Here is a 16,656-nt window from a genome sequence, read left to right on the forward strand (position 1 = left end):
GCCGTTCCTATTCCTGCGCGTCGAGGTCGCGTGTCGCGAAGCGTAGATGCTCCCACTCCTCGTCGAAGATCACGTGGAGGCATTTCAGGACCGGCTGCTCGTGCGAGGGTGACCACGGGATCGGCCGGGGTTCGGCGAGCAGCTCCGGTGTGACGTTCGCGAGGAAGCCGCGCACCATGGCCTGCCGCTCGGCACGCAGGTCGAGCACCTCGGCGAGGCTCGGGTGCCGCGTGGCAAAGGCGGTCTGGTGATGCGCAGCGGTCTGATGATGCTCTGCCGCCAGGTGACGTGCTGCCCGGCCGGGTCGCCGTGCACCACGATGTCGTGGTGAGGTCCCGCGAACCAAATCCCGATCCCGCTGCGATAGGTAGGTATGACCGCCCAGGATGACGCCGACCTCCTGGCCCTGACCGCAGGCGGCGACCGGAACGCGTTCGAGGCGTTCTACCGCCGGCACGCGCCATGGCTGCGCCTGCGCCTGTGCTACCGCTGCGCCGACGACGCCCTCGTCGACGACGTCGTACAGGAGACGTTCCTTGCGGTCTGGAGCGGCGCCGCCGCCGCGTTCCGGCCCCGCGACACCGACGCCGCCGCCTGGCTGTGGCGGATCGGGTCGCGCCGACTCATCGACGCGCTGCGTCGCCGTACGTCCCGCGACCGGCTCGGCCGGCTGCTGGCCCGGCTGCGGGGGCGCGACGAGTCGTCCGCCGAGGAGCAGGTGCTGATCGGTCTCGAGCACGGCGACCTGGGCGGCGCCCTCGACCGGCTCTCCCCGGAGCTGCGCGCGGTCATCCGCGCCACCGTCCTCGACGGCCTCTCCACCGCCGAGGCCGCCGTCCTGCTCGGCATCCCCGCCGGCACCGTCAAGACCCGGGCCATGCGGGCCCGCCGACAGTTGCGAGAGGAGCTGACATGACCTGGCATCTGCTCGACGACGACATCCGCGCCTACGCCGCCCGTACCCTCGCCGCCCCTGCCCTGTGGTCCGCGGAGGCGCACCTGGCCGCGTGCGGCGAGTGCCGCGAACGCCTCGCCGCCACCGCGACCGTCGACATGGGGTGGGCGCTCGACGTGGGCTGGGCCCGCCTCGACGCGGCCCTGGACGCGCCGCGGCCGGGGCCCGTCGAACGGTTGATGGTCCTGGTCGGCGTGCCCGAGCACACCGCGCGGCTGCTCGCGGCGACGCCGGCGCTGCGGCTGTCCTGGCTCCTGGCGATCGCCGTGACGGCAACGTTGACGGCGGCCGTCGCCGTGCTCACCGACCCGGTCGTGTTCCTCGCCGTGGCCCCGCTGCTGCCGCTCGTCGCGGTCGCGATGTCGTTCGCCCCGGGCATCGACCCCACCTACGAGATCGCGGTGGTCGCCCCGGTCCGCTCGTTCCGGTTACTGCTGCTGCGCTGCGTCGCGGTGCTGACCGCGACCACCGCGCTGTCCACCGTGGCCAGCCTCTTCATCCACGGGTACGGGCTGCGCGCCACCAGCTGGTTCCTTCCCTCGCTCGCCCTGACCGTGCTGTCGTTGCTGCTCTCGACCCGGCTCGGCGCGGCGCCGGCCGCGGTCGTCACCGGCGTCGGCTGGGCGGCGGTGGTCACCGCCACCCTCGGCGACCGGCTCGTCTTCACCCTCGCCGGGCAGGTCGGCGTCGCGGTCGTCGGTGGGATCGCCGCCGTCGCACTGTCCCGTCAGCGCGGCACCTACGAGCGCTACCACGTCCCCAACCTCACGAGGAGGGTTCCATGACAGCCGTTCGGGCAACGAGCCTGGCGCTGCGCTACGGGCGCACCACCGCGCTGGAGGACGTGTCGTTCTCGCTGCGCACCGGGGTGACCGGACTACTCGGCCCCAACGGCGCGGGCAAGACGACGCTGCTGCGGATCGTCGCGACGGCCCTGCCCGCCGATGGGGGGACGCTGCGGATCCTCGGCCACGACCCGGGCACGCCACCCGGGCGGCTCGCGGTCCGGCGTCGGCTCGGCTACCTGCCACAGGACCCGGGCTTCCACCCGTCGTTCACCGCGTTCGAGTTCGTCGACTACGTCGCGATCCTCAAGGAGCTCACGCACCGCTCGGCGCGGCACGCTGAGGTCGCCCGGGTGCTCTCCGCCGTCGGGCTCGACGACCGTCGGCGGTCCCGGATCCGGACCCTGTCCGGCGGCATGAGGCAACGGCTCGCGCTGGCGGCCGCCCTGGTCGGCGACCCGGACCTCGTCATCCTCGACGAACCCACGGTCGGCCTGGACCCGGAGCAGCGGCTGCGGTTCCGGGAGCTGATCGCGGATCTCGGCGAGCGCAAGACGGTGCTGCTGTCCACGCATCAGACCGAGGACGTCATGTCGTTGTGCCAGGAGGTCGTCGTGCTCGACCGGGGCCGGGTGCGGTTCGAGGGCACCCCGTCGGAGTTGGCCGGGCTGGCCGCCGGCCGGGTGTGGACGAGCACGCAGCGCCAGGCCGGGGCGTTGGCGTCGTGGCGGACGGGCACGGGGCTGCACCGCCACGTCGGCGATCCGCCGCCCGGGGCCGCGCTGGTCGAGCCGTCGATCGAGGACGGCTACCTGACGCTGGTCGGTGCCGCCACCGGCGCCGAGGCACCGGCGACCGCGGGCGGCGCCCGGTGACCGCGACGTCGACGCTGGCCCCGGCGCCGGCCCGTCCGACGCCGTCGTCCACGGACGGGCGTCGACAGGCGCTCCTCGCGCTCGCCCGCTTCGAGGCGTTCCGGATGCTGCGACATCCGCTCACGATCGCGGCCGCGCTGCTGTTTCTCGGCCCGTGGCTGTGGGGTTGGCTGTCCGGTTCCGCCAACCGCTATCCGGTGCTCTCCGACGAGTTGATCGTCATCCAACTGCTGGCGCTGCCGATCCTCGGCGGGTCGGCCCTGATCGTGGCGAACCTCGTCACGCTACGCGCTCACCGGCACAAGGTCGACGCGTCCTACGACGTGCTGGTGCTACCGCCGGCGTGGCGGCTCGGCGGGTTCCTGCTGGCACTGTTGTCGTTGGCCGGCGTCAGCCTGCTGCTCGTCGGCGTCCGGGTCGGGGTGTCCGCCCTGCTCCCGGGCGCCGTCGGCTCCGTCGACGTCGCCACACTGGTGACCCCGGCGGCTCTGGTGCTGCTCCTCGGCGCGGTCGGGGTGTTCTGCGGGGTCCTGATCCGTTCGGTACTGGTCGCCCCGCTGGCCGTCCTGCTCGTCCTCGTGCTGGAGTTGGTGGCGACCATGCCGTCCATCATCGGGACCGGCTGGCGGTTCCTGCTGCCGGTCTACGCCAGCGAGTTCCCGGTCCCGGTGCCCGCCAGCGTCTCCGACCGGCCCGCGGCCCGGCACCTCGCCTACCTGGTCGGCCTCACCGTCCTGCTCGTCGCCGCAGTCCTGGCCCGGGCCGCCGCGCGGCGGTCGTTCGTCGCGGCCGCTCTCTCCGTCGGGCTGATCCTCGCCGTCGGCGGCGGACTGACCCAGTCGTGGCCCGACCCGGGTATGGCGGCGGCCCGCGCGACGGTCGAGGACCGGCCGGCGAGCATCCAGTCGTGCGTGACCCGCGCAGACGTCACCTACTGCTTCTTCGACGGATTCGGCGGCTTCGTCTCCGGGTGGGATGAGGTGGTGACGTCCGTACGCGCGGTCGTACCGGACAGTGCCGCCTCGTCCGGGCCGCCGCTCGCGGTGCGGCAGCGGGTCCCCCTCGAGGAGATCTCGGCGTACCAGACCGGATCGATCGCCGAGGCCGTGCGGACGGTGGCCGCCTGGAAGACCGCGGACGCGGCGGCGGGCACCCCGGAGGCGGTACGCGTGGGCACCGAATGGGGCGACGCACGGGCGAGCGCCGTCCTCGCCGCCGGGGTCGCGTACCGGCTGATGGCCGGGGAGGCATTCGACGGCGGGTTCTCGCTGTGCGGGGCCCGAGCGGCACTGCTGGTGTGGCTGGTCGGGCAGGCGTCACCGACCACCCTGGCCGGCATGCGCTCGCTGGACGAGACCAGTATGGGCGCGCTCAGCTTCAGCGACGTGTCCACCCTGTTCGGCATCTCGGCACCCGACCGGGCGGCGGCACCGGCGTTGGCGTTGCTAAAGCGGCCGTCTGCCGAGGTGCCACCACTCGTCGAGCGGCACTGGGCCGAGCTGACCGCGCGTGACACTCCGCTGGAACGCTTCGGTGCCATCTTCGGGGTGCCGGTCCAGCCGCTGTCACCGGAAGAGGGCGAGGGGCTGTGCACCACGTGAGCCGAGTGCCCGCACCGGAGGCCGTCGACACCTCGGGGCGGGCCACCCGCGTGCCCGTCCTGAGGCGAGGTGGGCGAGCGCGGACGGCGGTGGCGCTGGTCTGGCCGACGCTGCGGGCGATGCGCATCGTCCCACTGCTCACGGCCGGGCTCGTCGGTGTGGCCATCGTGATCCCGCCGGCCGTGACCGGGTCGGTGCTGCCGCCCGACACGCACATCACGGTGTTGCGGCTGGTGATGGCCTGCGTCGGCATCGGCGTCACGTTCGCGCTCGACGACCCCGCAAAGCCGACGGCGGAGACCCTGCCGGTCCCGGCCTGGCTCGGCGCGCTCATCCGAGCGGTCGCCGCGGCGGCCGTCGGCGGTACGTGCTGGGTGGCGGCGCTGGTGGTGACCCGGTCGGGACTGGAAACCATGTCGTTGCCGTATGCGGACCTGACCTGCGAGGCAGCGGCGGTCGTGGCGGTCGCGTTCCTCGCCTCGGCGATCGGCTGGCGACGTTCGCCGCGCGGCATCGGCAGTCCGATCGCCGTCTCGGCGCTGCTGCTGGCGATGACGGTGACAGCTCTGCTGCCGGCCCCGGTGAGGCTGCTCGTCGCCACCGGCGACGGCTGGGACGCGGCCCACGACCGCTGGGCGTACGTGTTGGCGGGGGCCCTGGTCGCGACCGTCGGGGTGCTCACCGTCCGTCGGCGGCGCCGCCGGTGATCGGCCACCGACGCGAGTGCGCTCCGTCGCTGGCTACGCTCGGGCTTGTCCACCCTCGGCGATGTCGGGCGTGGGCAGCGGCTTGCGGCGAAGCTCGCGCAACACGCCGTGCCGGTGCGCGGCCCACGCGAGGCGTCGGACGCTCGGGTGCCGGACGAACAGCACCGCCGCCCGACGGATCAGACCGAACCGGTTGTCGCTCACCTGGTTGTCGATCGCCTGCCAGATCAGCTCGCGTGCCTTGGCGCTGTCCAGCACCGCCCGCACCTCGCGTCGCACCGCGGGATCCTCGGCCGCCGAGGCGATGGCAGCGGCCTGACCCGGCCGGTCCGCGAGCGGCTCCACCACCGCCGCGACGAGCGGCCGGCGCACCTCGTCGCGCTCCAGCAGCAGCAACACCGCCTCCCGGATCTCGACCGTGTCGAGGCTGGAGCGCAGCAGGCTCAACAGGCTGCTCTCCACCTCGCGGTCGTGATCGGCGACGGACAGCGTGGCCAGCAGCACCGACACCTCGTCGAGATCGATGAGGTGTCGCAGCCCGCTGCGAAACTCCGGCAGCCCCCACGCGACCTGAAGAGCCTTGACCAGATTGCGGTTCATGGACCACCGCTACCCGGAAGCGACGGCCGGCGAAACCCCGGGACCGGCCTCGCGGTGATCAGCCGAGGCCTCGACCGCCCGGACGACGCCAGCCAGACCTCGTCAGCTCACCGCGTCTCCGGCGCGGTACACGGCGAGCGGGCGGCGCAGTGCGGTGATGTCGCTCGTCGGGTCGCCGTCGACGACGAGCAGGTCGGCCTCGAACCCAACACGGACGCGGCCCTTGCGCCGCCCCAGGCCACACACCTCGGCACTCACCGAGGTGGCCGCGGCGAGGGCGGCGGTGGCGGGGATGCCGCACGCGACGTATTCGACCAGCGTCTCCGGCAGGATCCCGTGCGGCTTCGCGGGGCCGAGGCCCGCGTCCGAACCGGCCACCAGACGGACCCCGGCCCGGTGCAGGGTGGCGGCGCCGTCGCGCAGCGCCGCCTCGCTGAGCCCGGCCCGCGCCGCCATCGCCACCACCTCCGGCGGTGTGACCACCGCCGGGTCGGTGCCGAGCGTGGCGCAGACCGCGATCCCCGACGTGGCCAGGCGGTCGGCCACCTCGTCGGGGACGTGGGCGCCGGTCGCGGTCACGCACGTGCAGTGCTCGATGCCGTCGACACCGACGCGCAGCGCCTGTTCGACGGCGTTGAGCGCGTGCGCGTGCACGGTCACCGGTAGGCCCAGATCGTGTGCCCGGGTCAGCGCGGCGGTCAGCTCCTGGTCGGTGAACTGCGGCCGGGTGGTGTCGGTGCCGGGGGTGAACACGCCACCGCTGGCCATGACCTTCACCAGGTCGGCGCCGGCCGTCGCCTTCAGGCGCACGGCCTCGCGGATCCCGTCGACGCCACTCACCTCGCCCCCCATCGACCAGCAGTGCCCCCCGACGGTCGTGACCGGGGCGCCCGAGGCCACCACCGTGGGCAGGTCGTCGCGCACCTCTCGACTCCGCCACCGGAGCACGGCGTCGCGCCGGTCGCCCAGGTCCCGGACGGTCGTGACGCCGGCTGTCAGATGGGTGCGCAGTGATGCCTCGACAACCGCGTCGAGGTCCGTCTCGGGACACTCGGCGAGACGGCCGAGCGCGTCGGGCCCGGCATCGGCGCACAGGTGCACGTGGGCGTCCACCAGCCCGGGCAGCACGGTGCCGTGCGGCTCCTCGCGTACCGGCCAGCCCTCCGGCGCCTCCGTCCGACCCCGCTGCACGTCGACGATGCGCCCGCCGTCGATCAGGACGAGCACCCCGCCGTTCACGAGCCGCTCGCCGTCGAACATCCGCGCCACCCGGATCGCGTGCTTCATCATCGACCCTCCCCGTTGAAGTGAACCGCTCCGGTCAGGCTCCCAGGTGACGGCGAACCGCTTCCAGCCGCCACGGGGGTCGGGCTTGACAGGCCGAGACAGGCGCTGTCTTATGTAAACATAGCCGAGCATGGATGAACGGAATCAAACATGTTCGGGGCTCGGCATTCTTCGGTGCGCGCCCGCCTTCCGTCCGACCCGCCGGCTCTGCGCGTCCCTGCCTCCCTCGTCTGGAAAGGCACCGCCATGCCTGAAGGAAAGCGCCGACACAGGGTGCTGGGCTCCGCCCTGACGCTCGTGCTGCTTGCGACAATCGTCCCCGGCGTCCCCACCCCCGCCTCCGCCGCCACCACCTGGACGGTCAACGGCCCCTCGACGTCGCCGATCGCGGCCCAGGTCGTCCTGAACGACAACGGCACACTGTCATTCTCCGTCTCCCACCAGGACCGCACGGTGCTGTCCCCGTCGGCTATCGGCATCGAGACCAGCGCCGCCGACCTGACCCGCAACCTCACGTTCACGGGCCGCGCCGACCGCACGGTCACCGAGGCCTACACGATGACGACCGGCAAGCAGCGCAGCCGGTCCACTGTCTACGCCGAGACGACCCTGTCGTTCACCGGTGCCACCGGTGCCAGGTTGGACGTCGTGGTTCGCGCGTCGCAGTCGGGTGCGGCCTACCGGTACGTGCTGCCGGGCAGCGGATCGGTCACCGTGCGCCGGGAGGCGTCGTCCTGGACCGTGCCGACGTCGTCGAACGCCTGGCTGTTGCCCGCCGACCGCGAGGACCAGGGATACCCGGCACAGACGACCGCAGGCGCAGCCGCCGCCGGCACCTTCCGGGTGCCCGCGTTGTTCGAGGCCGGCGGGGCGTTCGCGCTGGTCGCCGAGGCCAACCTCGACGGACGGTACGCGGCGGCGAGCCTGACCCACTCGTCCGGGTCGGGGACCTACGGCACCGTGCTGGACAGCTCGACGGTGACCACGAGCCTGCCGCTGTCGACGCCATGGCGTACCGCGGCTGTCGGTGCCCTCGCCACGGTCACCCAGTCGACGATCGTCGACGACCTCTCGGCACCGTCGCGGATGGGCAACCCCTCCTGGGTGCGGCCCGACACCGTCGCCTGGTCCTGGCTCACCGAACACTCCAGCCCGTCCAGCGAGAGCCGCCAGCGTCAGTACGTGGACTTCGCCGCGCGCAACGGCTGGGGTTACGTGCTCATCGACGAAGGCTGGCAGGAGAGCTGGGTGCCCGCGACGGTGGCCTATGCCCAGTCCAGAGGGGTGCAGGTGATCCTGTGGTTCAACTCGTCCAGCCTCTGGACCGCGGCGCAGCGTGAGACCTGGCTGCCGCGGATCAGGAGCTGGGGAGTGACCGGCATCAAGGTCGACTTCAGCTACGAGTTCACCCAGCCGACCCTCCAGTGGTACGACGCCATCCTGGCCCGTACCGCCGAGCTCCAGCTCATGGTCAACTTCCACGGCTCTGCCACCCCGCGCGGCATGCAGCGCACCTGGCCGCACGTCCTGACGGCCGAAGCGGTGCACGGCGCGGAGCAGTACCTCCGCGCGTCGAAGAACACGATGCTGCCGTTCCACCGCAACGTCATCTCGAGCATGGACTACACCCCGGTCGTGTTCAGCCCGTTCAACCGCGACACCACCCCGGCACACGAACTCGCCACGTCGATCGTCTTCGAGTCCGGGTGGCAGCACCTCGGCGACAATCCCGAGAGCTACGAGGCCCGACCCGAGGCACTGCGCATCCTCAACCAGATCCCCACCGCCTGGGACGAAACCCGGTTGCTCGGCGGACGGCCCGGTCAGGACGCCTACCTCGCGCGCCGCAACGGCGCAAGGTGGTACGTCGGCGGGATCTCCGCCCAGTCCGCCAGGACGTACACGACGCCGCTGAGCTTCCTCGGGGGCGGTCAGTGGCTGCTGGAAACCGTCCGGGACGGGGCCAACTCCACGCTCGTCCGGGACACCAGAGTCGTCACCAACACCGCCAGCCTCTCGGTGGCGATGCTGGAGCGCGGCGGCTTCGCCTCCGTCGTCTGCCCGTACACCACGGGCCTGACCACCTGCGGATCCGACACACTCGCGGTCCTGCGGGGGCAGGCGTCCGGGCGGTGCGTCGACGTGCCCTTCGCCAGCCAGACCAACCGGACCCGGGTCGAGCTCTTCGACTGCCACGGCGGGGCCAACCAGGCGTGGTTGGCCACCGCATCAAGGGAACTGCGGGTGTACGGCACCAAGTGCCTGGAGGTCGACAGCGCGAGTACCGCCGACGGTGCGGGAGTCACCATCTTCGACTGCAACGGCGGCGCCCACCAGCAGTGGAACGTCAATGCGGACGGCACGGTCGTCGGCGTCGCCTCCGGCAAGTGCCTGGACGCCACCGGCGCGGCGACGGCCAACGGGACCCTGCTGCAACTCTGGCCCTGCAACGGCGGCGGCAACCAGAGGTGGTCCCGGTCCTGACCCCGTCGACTCGTCGACCGAGGCCGGTGAGGGCCCGGACGCAGCGGAATAGGCTTCAGCCATGAGTGGTGTGCTCAGTGGTGCCCGAAACCCCGTGAACCCCCTTCGCCAGCTCACGATCGACCAGCTCCGGCAACGGACGAGCCTCAAGTGGCGGGAGTACCCCGACGACGTGCTGCCGCTCTGGGTGGCGGAGATGGACGTGCCGCTGGCCGAGCCGGTCGCGCGCGCGATCACCGACGCCGTCGCCCGCGGCGACACCGGCTACACCGCCGGCACGGCGTACCCGCGGGCGCTGGCGGAGTTCGCCCGGCATCGGTGGGGGTGGGACGGGCTGGCCGTGGAGCGCACCGCGCTGGTGCCCGACGTGATGCACGGCATCGTCGAGGTGCTGCGGCTGGTCACCGAGCCGGGGGACGCGGTGGTGGTCAACTGCCCGGTCTACCCACCGTTCTACGAGTTCGTGGCGCACGCCGACCGCCGGATCGTGGAGGCGCCGCTCGGCAAGGACCTGCGGATCGACCTCGGCGCGCTGGAGGACGCGTTCCGGCAGGCTCGGGCCGGTGGGCGTCCGGCGGCGTACCTGCTGTGCAGCCCGCACAACCCGACCGGCGTCCTGCACACCGCGGACGAGTTGGCCGCCGTCGCCCGTCTGGCCGAGCGGCACGGGGTGCGGGTGGTCGCCGACGAGATCCACGCGCCGGTGGTGGGTGGGGGAGCGCGCTTCGTGCCGTACCTCTCGGTGCCCGGCGCGGAGAACGGCCTGTCGCTGATGTCCGCCTCCAAGGGGTGGAACCTGGCCGGCCTGCGCGGTGGTCTCCTGGTCGCCGGCGCGGCCGCGGCCGGTGACCTCGCCCGCGTGCCGTTCGAGGCCAGCGTCAGCACCAGCCACCTCGGCGTGATCGCCCACACCGCCGCCTTCACCGACGGCGGCGAGTGGCTAGACGCGCTGCTGGCCGGCCTGGACGACAACCGTCGGCTCCTGTCCGCGCTGCTGGCCGAGCACCTGCCGGCCATCCGCTACCAGCCCGGTCAGGCCACCTATCTCGCCTGGCTGGACTGCCGTGCCCTGGGCCTCGGCGACGACCCCGCCGCCGTGTTCCTCGACCGGGGCCGGGTGGCGCTCAACTCCGGCCTGGCCTTCGGCACCGGCGGCGCCGGGCACGTCCGGTTGAATCTGGCCACCGCACCGGAGCTGATCACCGAGGCGGTCCGCCGGATGGCCGCCGCCGTCGCTCGCCCGTAGGGAGACTCCGCGCGGTGCGGCCGGGCCGGGCTCAGCGACCCTCGACGGCGGAGGCGACAGTGGCCGGGGCGTTCAGGGGCGCGAGCTGGTCCGCACCGAGCCCGTAGCGCTGGGCGAGGTACGCGGGGTCCTGCCAGGTGATCAGCGAGCCGGGCTGCCCGTCGTCGCGCACCATGAGCCGCATCGGCAGGTCGATGGCGATCTCGGGGCGGGCCAGCATGAGCGGCGTGCCCGCCTGCGGGTTCCCAAAGATGATCACCTGGGTGTCGGGCATGCTCAACCCGGCCTTCCGGGCGGCCGCCGCATGGTCGACCACCGCCACCACCGCTGCGCCCAGCCGTTGCGCCTCGGCCCGCAGCGCGGAGATCGTCTCTCCGACGTCATGGGCGCTTCGCCTGGTCATCAGTCCGTCGTTCACGGCCGACCCCCGCTCACCGTGTCGCTGGGCGAACCCATCTCATCCTGCTCGCAACTCAGGCCGGTTCGGGGAGGTTTGCCGCAACCCGGGCCGTTGGTCGCCGCGTCGGCTCCGGTAACACCCGCGCCTCGCGTAACGAATAAGGGGTGTAACGGCTACGAGAGGACGACCTGTGAATGACCCCAGCCCAGCGGAGGATGACATCCGCGGCATCGGAGTCGACCCGGTGGCCTTCGCGGTCTTCTACCGACGGCACGTGGAGGCGGTGGGCCGGTTCGTGGCACGGCGGGTCGACGATCCGCACCTCGCCGCCGACCTGACCGCCGACGTGTTCCTGGCGGTGATCGAGTCGGCCGCGGGTTACCGACCGGACCGGGGCAGCCAGATCGGCTGGTTGTACGGGGTGGCCCGCAACGTCATCGGCGACGAACGACGTCGGGCGGCCCAACGGCTGCGGGTGACCGGCCGGCTGGCCGGACGACGGGACCTGGGCCCCGACGACATCGCCCGCATCGAGGAGCGCATCGATGCCGAGTCGGCGGCCCGCCGTACCCACCGCGCGCTGCGCGAGCTGCCCGAGGACACCCGGACGCTGGTCGAGCTGGTCGCCGTGGACGGCCTCACCGTCGCGGACGCGGCGACCGCGCTGGGGATCTCCCCGGTCGCCGCCCGGGTCCGTCTGCATCGTGCCCGTCGCCTCGTCCGCGCCGTGCTCGCCCGCCCGGCCACCACCCTCGCCTGATGGAACGGAGATGACGTCATGAGCAAGACCGATCAGTCGCCGCACGGTTTCGAGGAGCAGCTCCTCACGGATCTGACCGCACACGTCGCCCGGCGGGCCGAGCTGGTCTCGGCGGCCCGTCCCGCCGGACGTCGTGCCCGGTTCCAGCGCGGTTGGCGCCTCGCCGGGGCGTTCGGGCTGGCAGTGACACTGACCGCCGGTGCGCTGGCGGTGCAGACGATGAGGGTGGGCGACAAGCCGCCGCCCACGGCCAGCGCCGCGGAGATCTTCCGGATGGCGGCCGACGCCGCCCGGCAGCAACCCGAGCTCACCGCCCGACCCGATCAGTACGTCTTCACGGAGCACCTGACAACGATGCGGGAGCCGCCGGACAGCGGCCCGTACGTCACCGGGCGGGTGCAGAGGTGGGAGTCGGCTGGGGGAGTGGCCCACGCGCAGACACGTTTTCGACCGGAGGCCGACCCGAACGGGTGGAGCGAGCTGAGGGTGGACCGCATCGACGATGCCGCCAATCCCGGAAAGGAGCTCGACGTGCTCCCGCCGCCCGCGTACCACGGTGACCTGCCCACCGATCCGGACGAGCTGCTTCGACACCTTCGGGAGCACCCGGTCGACCTGCATCTTCCCGAGGGTGCCGACGAGGAGGCCGTCTACGGGGACGAGAGCATGGCCTACACCACCGCGCGGATGATGCTCAGCGGTTACGTGCCGCCCCGAGCGCTGGCGGCGCTGTACGAGCTGCTGGCTCGGGAGCCCGGAGCGGTCGTCGTCTCGGGCGACGTGGTGGACGCCGCCGGCCGGCACGGGGTGGCGATCCGGGTGCCGGGCATGATCGATGGCAACACGGAGATCCTCTTCGACCGGGACAGCCACGTCTACCTCGGCAGACGTATGTCGGTGGTGCGCAACGGCAAGGAGTCGCTGTACGCGTCCGGCGCGCTCATCCGGGTCGCCATCGTGGACCGGCCGGGCCAACTGCCCTGACCGGTGCCGGGCGCCGACCCGTCGGCGTCACCTCCTGGGTTGTCGGCGTTCACCGGGCGAGCCGAGGTCGTTCAGCAGGCCTTCCAGATGTGCGATCGCGGCTGTCGCGACGGTGTCGACCCCCACCCCGGTGTGGGCGACGATGCGCCGAGCCACCCTGATCGCCTCCTGCGGGCTGGTCGCCTCGAACAGCAGCGGCACCAGCGCGCGTACCGCGGCGCACCTGCCGTCGATGTCCTCCAGCAGCCGGGGATGCCGCTCGACGAGCCGGTTGAGTCGATGGTCGACGACCGTGTCCAGCATGGGTTGCGTCCGCCGCTGGAGGGCCGCCCGCAGCCGAGCCCTGCCGTGCGGTGCGCGCAGCAGGTCCGCCGGGTCGGCGCCGGCGCTGAACTCGGCCGCCAGCAGCGGGCCGGGACAGCGCGGGTGTCGGAGCAGGTGCCACGCGCGGTCCACCGCCGCGTGGCCCGCCGGGTCCGCGTCGAACGCCGTGACCAGGCCCCGCGCGGCGCCGGGCAGCGACCGCAGGATGTGCGCCTGGGCGTCACTGAGGGTGGTGCCGCAGGGCGCGAGGGCCACGGCGCCGGTCCGGCCGGAGCGCGAGTACGACAACCACACCGCGAGGACGTCGGCGGGCCCTTCGACGAGGACCGGGGTCCACCCGGCGGTGATGCGATCCTGCTGCTCGGCGAGACCGAACAGCAGGTGCCTCTTGTTGTAGATCGCCGTCCGGGGGTTGTTGAGGTACTTCGGTACGTCTCCGGCACACGGTCCGGAGCGGCCGAGGAATGCCACTGGGTGCCCGGCCGGGTCGCGTACCGGGAACATGACCCGGTCGCGGAACACGTCGATGAGTCGGTCGGGGCCGGTCCGGGTGCGGGCCGACAGGCCGGCGCCGATCAACTCCTCCGGTGTGAAGCCGGCGGCACGCAGGTGGCCGGTCAGCGCACTCCAGCCCGGTGGGGCGTACCCGACCCGCCACGGCCACTCCCGCCGCACGAGGACACCGAGGCCACGTTCGGCGAGGTAGGCGCGCGGCGCGTCGGCGTGCGCGAGCTGGGCGCGGTAGTACGACACCGCGGCGTCGACGGCCGCCAGCAGGCGCCCGGGCTCAAGCCCGGTGCCGCGTACCGCTGGCGTCGGCTGACTGAGTCGGGGTGCGCCCATGGGCCTACCTCCGGGATCCACGCTAGCCGCCGCCGGCCCGTCCCCGCCATGAACAGGCTTTCAGTACGGATAGCCGGGAATGTTGAGTCGCACGCTGTACAGGCCCGAGTCGTTCCTCGGGCCCGAGGTGACGTAGAGGGTCTGTCGGTCCGGGCCGCCGAACGCCACGTTGGTCGTACCGGAGGTGCCGGCCCGGATCGTGCCGAGCTGGGTGCCCGCGGGGGAGTACACGTGCACCAGAGCGTCGGAGCCCGACGCCCAGTACACGTTGCCGGCACAGTCGATCGTCACGCCGTCCGGACCGCCGATGTAGTTCACGAAGACGCTGCGAGCGCCGGTGCTGCCGTCGGGCTGCACGGCGTACTTGTAGATCTTGTTCTCGGAGTAGGCGCCCACGTAGAGTGCGGTTCCGTCCGGCGACAGCGCGATGCCGTTGGGTTGGCGCAGCCGGTCGTCCACCAGCGACACCTGACCACCCGAGACGCGGAAGACGCTGGTGCGCCCGCTCATCTGGTCGGCGCGGTTGCCGCGCTGGAAGTTCGGGTCGGTGAAGTACACGACGCCGTCCGAGCGGACCGCGACGTCGTTGGGCGAGTTGAACGCCCGGCCCTGGTAGTTCGCCGCGACGGTGCTGCGGGCCCGGTCGCTCAGCCGGTACGCGGACATGCTCCGCTGGTCGTGGGTGGCCGCGACGACCTGCTGGGCGTCGGCGCTGAGCGCCAGGCCGTTGCTGCCCGCGTTGGCGACGAACGTGTCGAAGGTCGCCGGTGGGGTGAACCGGCGGATCGTGGACGGCTGGACGTTGTACGGACCGGTGCCCGCCGCCATGTCGGACATCAGCAGGTAGCCGCCGTCGGCGACCCAGACCGGCCCTTCGAGGAACGAGAATCCACCCTGGATCCTGGGCGCCGTCACGGAGCCGGCGGGCAGTGGTGGGCCGTACGCGGTCCCCGTCGGGCAGACACCGGGAGGCGTCCCGGGCGGATTGGCCAGCACGCCACCGGCTGCGGAGTGAGCGCTAACATGGGCGGCGCGCAGAAGGTCCGGGGGTGCGGCGGCGGCTCCGCTGGTGATCGGTGCGGTGCTGAGCGCGAGGCACAGGCCGCCCAGCGCGGCGATGGTGGGACGCCAGTTCATCGAAGACTCCTGTCGACGTCGGCGGGCGCGAAGCCCGGCGGTCGACGGCGCGCGTGGTCGCGGGGCCGGCGCGGTGCGGCGCGGGCCGTCTGTGAGGTACCAGGGCAGCATAAGTGACAAGACAGTGACGTGTGTCGATTTTGTTTCGGTTAATTCACCGTGCTGCGGTCACCCCGCGTCCGCCCGACGTCAGACGGTCGTGGACGGTCGCGGTGCCCTGATCGCCACGGCGCCGGCGACCAGCAGCACCGCCACCGGCAGGAACGCGCCACCGATACCCAGCCCGAGCAGCAACCCCCAGGCGGCGATGACCAGCGCGGCCACCACGTCGGCGACCCCGGTCAGCCGACCGATCCGCTGTGCGAGAACCGGCAGCGTCGCGGCCAGAACGGGCACGCCGAGCAGGTAGCTGGCCGCCGCCCCGGAATCGTCAACGGTCCAGGGGGTCAACGCGGCAGCCACCAGCACGGTGATCACCAGGGCCGACCAGCGGACCACCCGTCGCGCGTCGGCCGGCCGGCGAACCAGGACCACGACACCGACGAGCAGGACGGCGACGATCGCGCCGACGGTCACGATATCGATCATCACGCTCTCCTCGACCGCAGATGCCTCTCGGTGGAGACGACCCGTCGTCTCCACCGAATTCGTTGAGCTGCGCTCCGATTTCCACGATACGGCTGACCGCGCCCGTGCACGAGATCCGGTGTCCGATTCGATGACCAGGGAGAACCCGAGCGGAACGCCCCGTCGTGCCGTACGAAAGTGGCGGTCCGGGCAGCGCCGCCGTCGTATGGTGCCGCCATGGCATCCCCAGTCTGGGTCGACGGCACGGCGTACGAGGCCTACGTGGGTCGCTGGAGCCGGCTCGTCGCGGTGGAGTTCGTGCGCTGGCTCGATCTGCCCGCTGGGCTGCGCTGGCTGGATGTGGGCAGCGGCACCGGCGTGCTGACCTCGACGGTGCTGACGACCGCTCAGCCGCGCCAGATCACGGGCGTGGACCCCTCCGAGGGCTTCGTGACGCAGGCCCGCTCCCAGGTCACCGACCCGAGGGCCGCCTTCGCCGTCGGCGACGCCCGCGTGCTGCCCCTGCCGGATCGCGCGGTCGACGTGGTCGTGAGTGGTCTGGTGCTGAACTTCGTCCCCGAACCCGTGCGGGCGGTGGCGGATTTCGCCCGAGTGGTCAGCCCCGGTGGAGTGGTGGCCGCCTACGTCTGGGACTACGCCGAGGGAATGCAGATGATGCGGCACTTCTGGGATGCGGCCAGCGCCCTCGATCCCGCGGCGGCCGGACGAGACGACGGGCGCGGCTTCTCGCTGTGTCGCCCGGACGCGCTCCAGAAGCTGTGGCGCGACGGTGGGCTGACGGGCATCTCGGTGCAGGCGATCGACGTACCAACCGTCTTCGCCGGCTTCGCCGACTACTGGACACCTTTTCTCGGCGGGCAGGGCTCCGCCCCGGCGTACCTGGCCTCGTTGGCGGAGCCCGAGCAGGCTGCCCTGCGGGATCTGCTCGCCACCCGGCTGTCGCCCGAACCCGACGGCTCGATCCGGCTCACGGCCCGCGCCTGGGCGGTCCGTGGCACCCGGGCGACGAGGGTCTGATCCGCGCACTCCGGTGGACGGATGCGATGACCCGGGGCCGTTTGCGATGACCCGTACGATCGG

Annotated in this window: 17 protein-coding genes; 10 read left to right on the plus strand and 7 right to left on the minus strand. The window is 72.5% G+C overall.

Annotated features, from left to right (window positions below):
* Positions 1-7 precede the first annotated feature (7 nt).
* Positions 8-457 carry a DinB family protein gene (locus LADH09A_RS09775; RefSeq protein WP_238644561.1) on the minus strand — a complete coding sequence of 150 codons (450 nt, stop codon included), beginning with the start codon at positions 455-457 and terminating at the stop codon, positions 8-10.
* On the opposite strand from LADH09A_RS09775, the gene LADH09A_RS09780 reads away from it, so the two are divergent.
* From LADH09A_RS09780 to LADH09A_RS09800, 5 genes are read left to right on the plus strand one after another with little or no spacing between them, the layout of a single operon-like run.
* Entirely contained in the window at positions 374-916 is a 543-nt protein-coding gene (locus LADH09A_RS09780) for an RNA polymerase sigma factor (RefSeq protein WP_238644562.1), read from the plus strand. The two genes, LADH09A_RS09775 and LADH09A_RS09780, sit on opposite strands and share 84 nt — an antisense overlap.
* Positions 913-1,740: a cupin domain-containing protein gene (locus LADH09A_RS09785; protein ID WP_238644563.1), complete on the plus strand. Its 828-nt coding sequence runs from the start codon at positions 913-915 to the stop codon at positions 1,738-1,740. The genes LADH09A_RS09780 and LADH09A_RS09785 overlap by 4 nt, the downstream gene beginning before the upstream one ends.
* Positions 1,737-2,615, plus strand: coding sequence for an ABC transporter ATP-binding protein (locus tag LADH09A_RS09790; protein WP_238644564.1), 879 nt, complete (start codon positions 1,737-1,739; stop codon positions 2,613-2,615). The genes LADH09A_RS09785 and LADH09A_RS09790 overlap by 4 nt, the downstream gene beginning before the upstream one ends.
* Positions 2,612-4,216, plus strand: coding sequence for a hypothetical protein (locus LADH09A_RS09795; RefSeq protein ID WP_238644565.1), 1,605 nt, complete (start codon positions 2,612-2,614; stop codon positions 4,214-4,216). The genes LADH09A_RS09790 and LADH09A_RS09795 overlap by 4 nt, the downstream gene beginning before the upstream one ends.
* Entirely contained in the window at positions 4,213-4,923 is a 711-nt protein-coding gene (locus LADH09A_RS09800; protein ID WP_238644566.1) for a hypothetical protein, read from the plus strand. The genes LADH09A_RS09795 and LADH09A_RS09800 overlap by 4 nt, the downstream gene beginning before the upstream one ends.
* Before the next feature lie 33 nt (positions 4,924-4,956).
* Here the strand turns inward: LADH09A_RS09800 and LADH09A_RS09805 are convergent, their stop codons facing one another.
* On the minus strand, positions 4,957-5,523 hold the full coding sequence (locus LADH09A_RS09805; RefSeq protein ID WP_238644567.1) for a hypothetical protein: 567 nt from the start codon (positions 5,521-5,523) through the stop codon (positions 4,957-4,959).
* A gap of 102 nt (positions 5,524-5,625) precedes the next feature.
* Complete coding sequence (locus LADH09A_RS09810) at positions 5,626-6,813, minus strand: amidohydrolase family protein (RefSeq protein WP_238644568.1); 1,188 nt, start codon at positions 6,811-6,813, stop codon at positions 5,626-5,628.
* A 243-nt stretch (positions 6,814-7,056) separates the two neighbouring features.
* Between LADH09A_RS09810 and LADH09A_RS09815 the strand changes: the two genes are divergently transcribed.
* Both LADH09A_RS09815 and LADH09A_RS09820 read left to right on the plus strand, forming a co-directional pair.
* Positions 7,057-9,294 (plus strand): glycoside hydrolase family 97 protein, encoded by a 2,238-nt coding sequence (locus tag LADH09A_RS09815; RefSeq protein ID WP_238644569.1) that lies wholly within the window; start codon positions 7,057-7,059, stop codon positions 9,292-9,294.
* Positions 9,295-9,355: 61 nt separating this feature from the next.
* Positions 9,356-10,540 carry a MalY/PatB family protein gene (locus LADH09A_RS09820; protein ID WP_238644570.1) on the plus strand — a complete coding sequence of 395 codons (1,185 nt, stop codon included), beginning with the start codon at positions 9,356-9,358 and terminating at the stop codon, positions 10,538-10,540.
* Between the two features lie 31 nt (positions 10,541-10,571).
* Here the strand turns inward: LADH09A_RS09820 and LADH09A_RS09825 are convergent, their stop codons facing one another.
* Positions 10,572-10,943, minus strand: coding sequence for a DUF302 domain-containing protein (locus LADH09A_RS09825; RefSeq protein ID WP_238644571.1), 372 nt, complete (start codon positions 10,941-10,943; stop codon positions 10,572-10,574).
* Between the two features lie 187 nt (positions 10,944-11,130).
* Between LADH09A_RS09825 and LADH09A_RS09830 the strand changes: the two genes are divergently transcribed.
* Together LADH09A_RS09830 and LADH09A_RS09835 are read left to right on the plus strand one after the other, a co-directional pair.
* On the plus strand, positions 11,131-11,700 hold the full coding sequence (locus LADH09A_RS09830; protein ID WP_238644572.1) for an RNA polymerase sigma factor: 570 nt from the start codon (positions 11,131-11,133) through the stop codon (positions 11,698-11,700).
* A gap of 18 nt (positions 11,701-11,718) precedes the next feature.
* Complete coding sequence (locus LADH09A_RS09835; RefSeq protein ID WP_238644573.1) at positions 11,719-12,684, plus strand: CU044_5270 family protein; 966 nt, start codon at positions 11,719-11,721, stop codon at positions 12,682-12,684.
* A gap of 27 nt (positions 12,685-12,711) precedes the next feature.
* Here the strand turns inward: LADH09A_RS09835 and LADH09A_RS09840 are convergent, their stop codons facing one another.
* From LADH09A_RS09840 to LADH09A_RS09850, 3 genes are all read right to left on the minus strand, one after another.
* Complete coding sequence (locus LADH09A_RS09840; protein WP_238644574.1) at positions 12,712-13,851, minus strand: toprim domain-containing protein; 1,140 nt, start codon at positions 13,849-13,851, stop codon at positions 12,712-12,714.
* Positions 13,852-13,911: 60 nt separating this feature from the next.
* On the minus strand, positions 13,912-14,988 hold the full coding sequence (locus LADH09A_RS09845; RefSeq protein ID WP_238644575.1) for an SMP-30/gluconolactonase/LRE family protein: 1,077 nt from the start codon (positions 14,986-14,988) through the stop codon (positions 13,912-13,914).
* A gap of 189 nt (positions 14,989-15,177) precedes the next feature.
* A complete protein-coding gene (locus LADH09A_RS09850; protein WP_238644576.1) occupies positions 15,178-15,576 on the minus strand; it encodes a hypothetical protein in 399 nt (132 codons plus the stop codon).
* A gap of 216 nt (positions 15,577-15,792) precedes the next feature.
* Here LADH09A_RS09850 and LADH09A_RS09855 point away from each other — a divergent pair, with 216 nt between their 5' ends.
* Positions 15,793-16,593 carry a class I SAM-dependent methyltransferase gene (locus LADH09A_RS09855; RefSeq protein ID WP_238644577.1) on the plus strand — a complete coding sequence of 267 codons (801 nt, stop codon included), beginning with the start codon at positions 15,793-15,795 and terminating at the stop codon, positions 16,591-16,593.
* Positions 16,594-16,656: the final 63 nt, after the last annotated feature.

This window comes from Micromonospora cabrerizensis, assembly GCF_022230955.1.
GTDB classification, from domain to species: domain Bacteria; phylum Actinomycetota; class Actinomycetes; order Mycobacteriales; family Micromonosporaceae; genus Micromonospora; species Micromonospora cabrerizensis.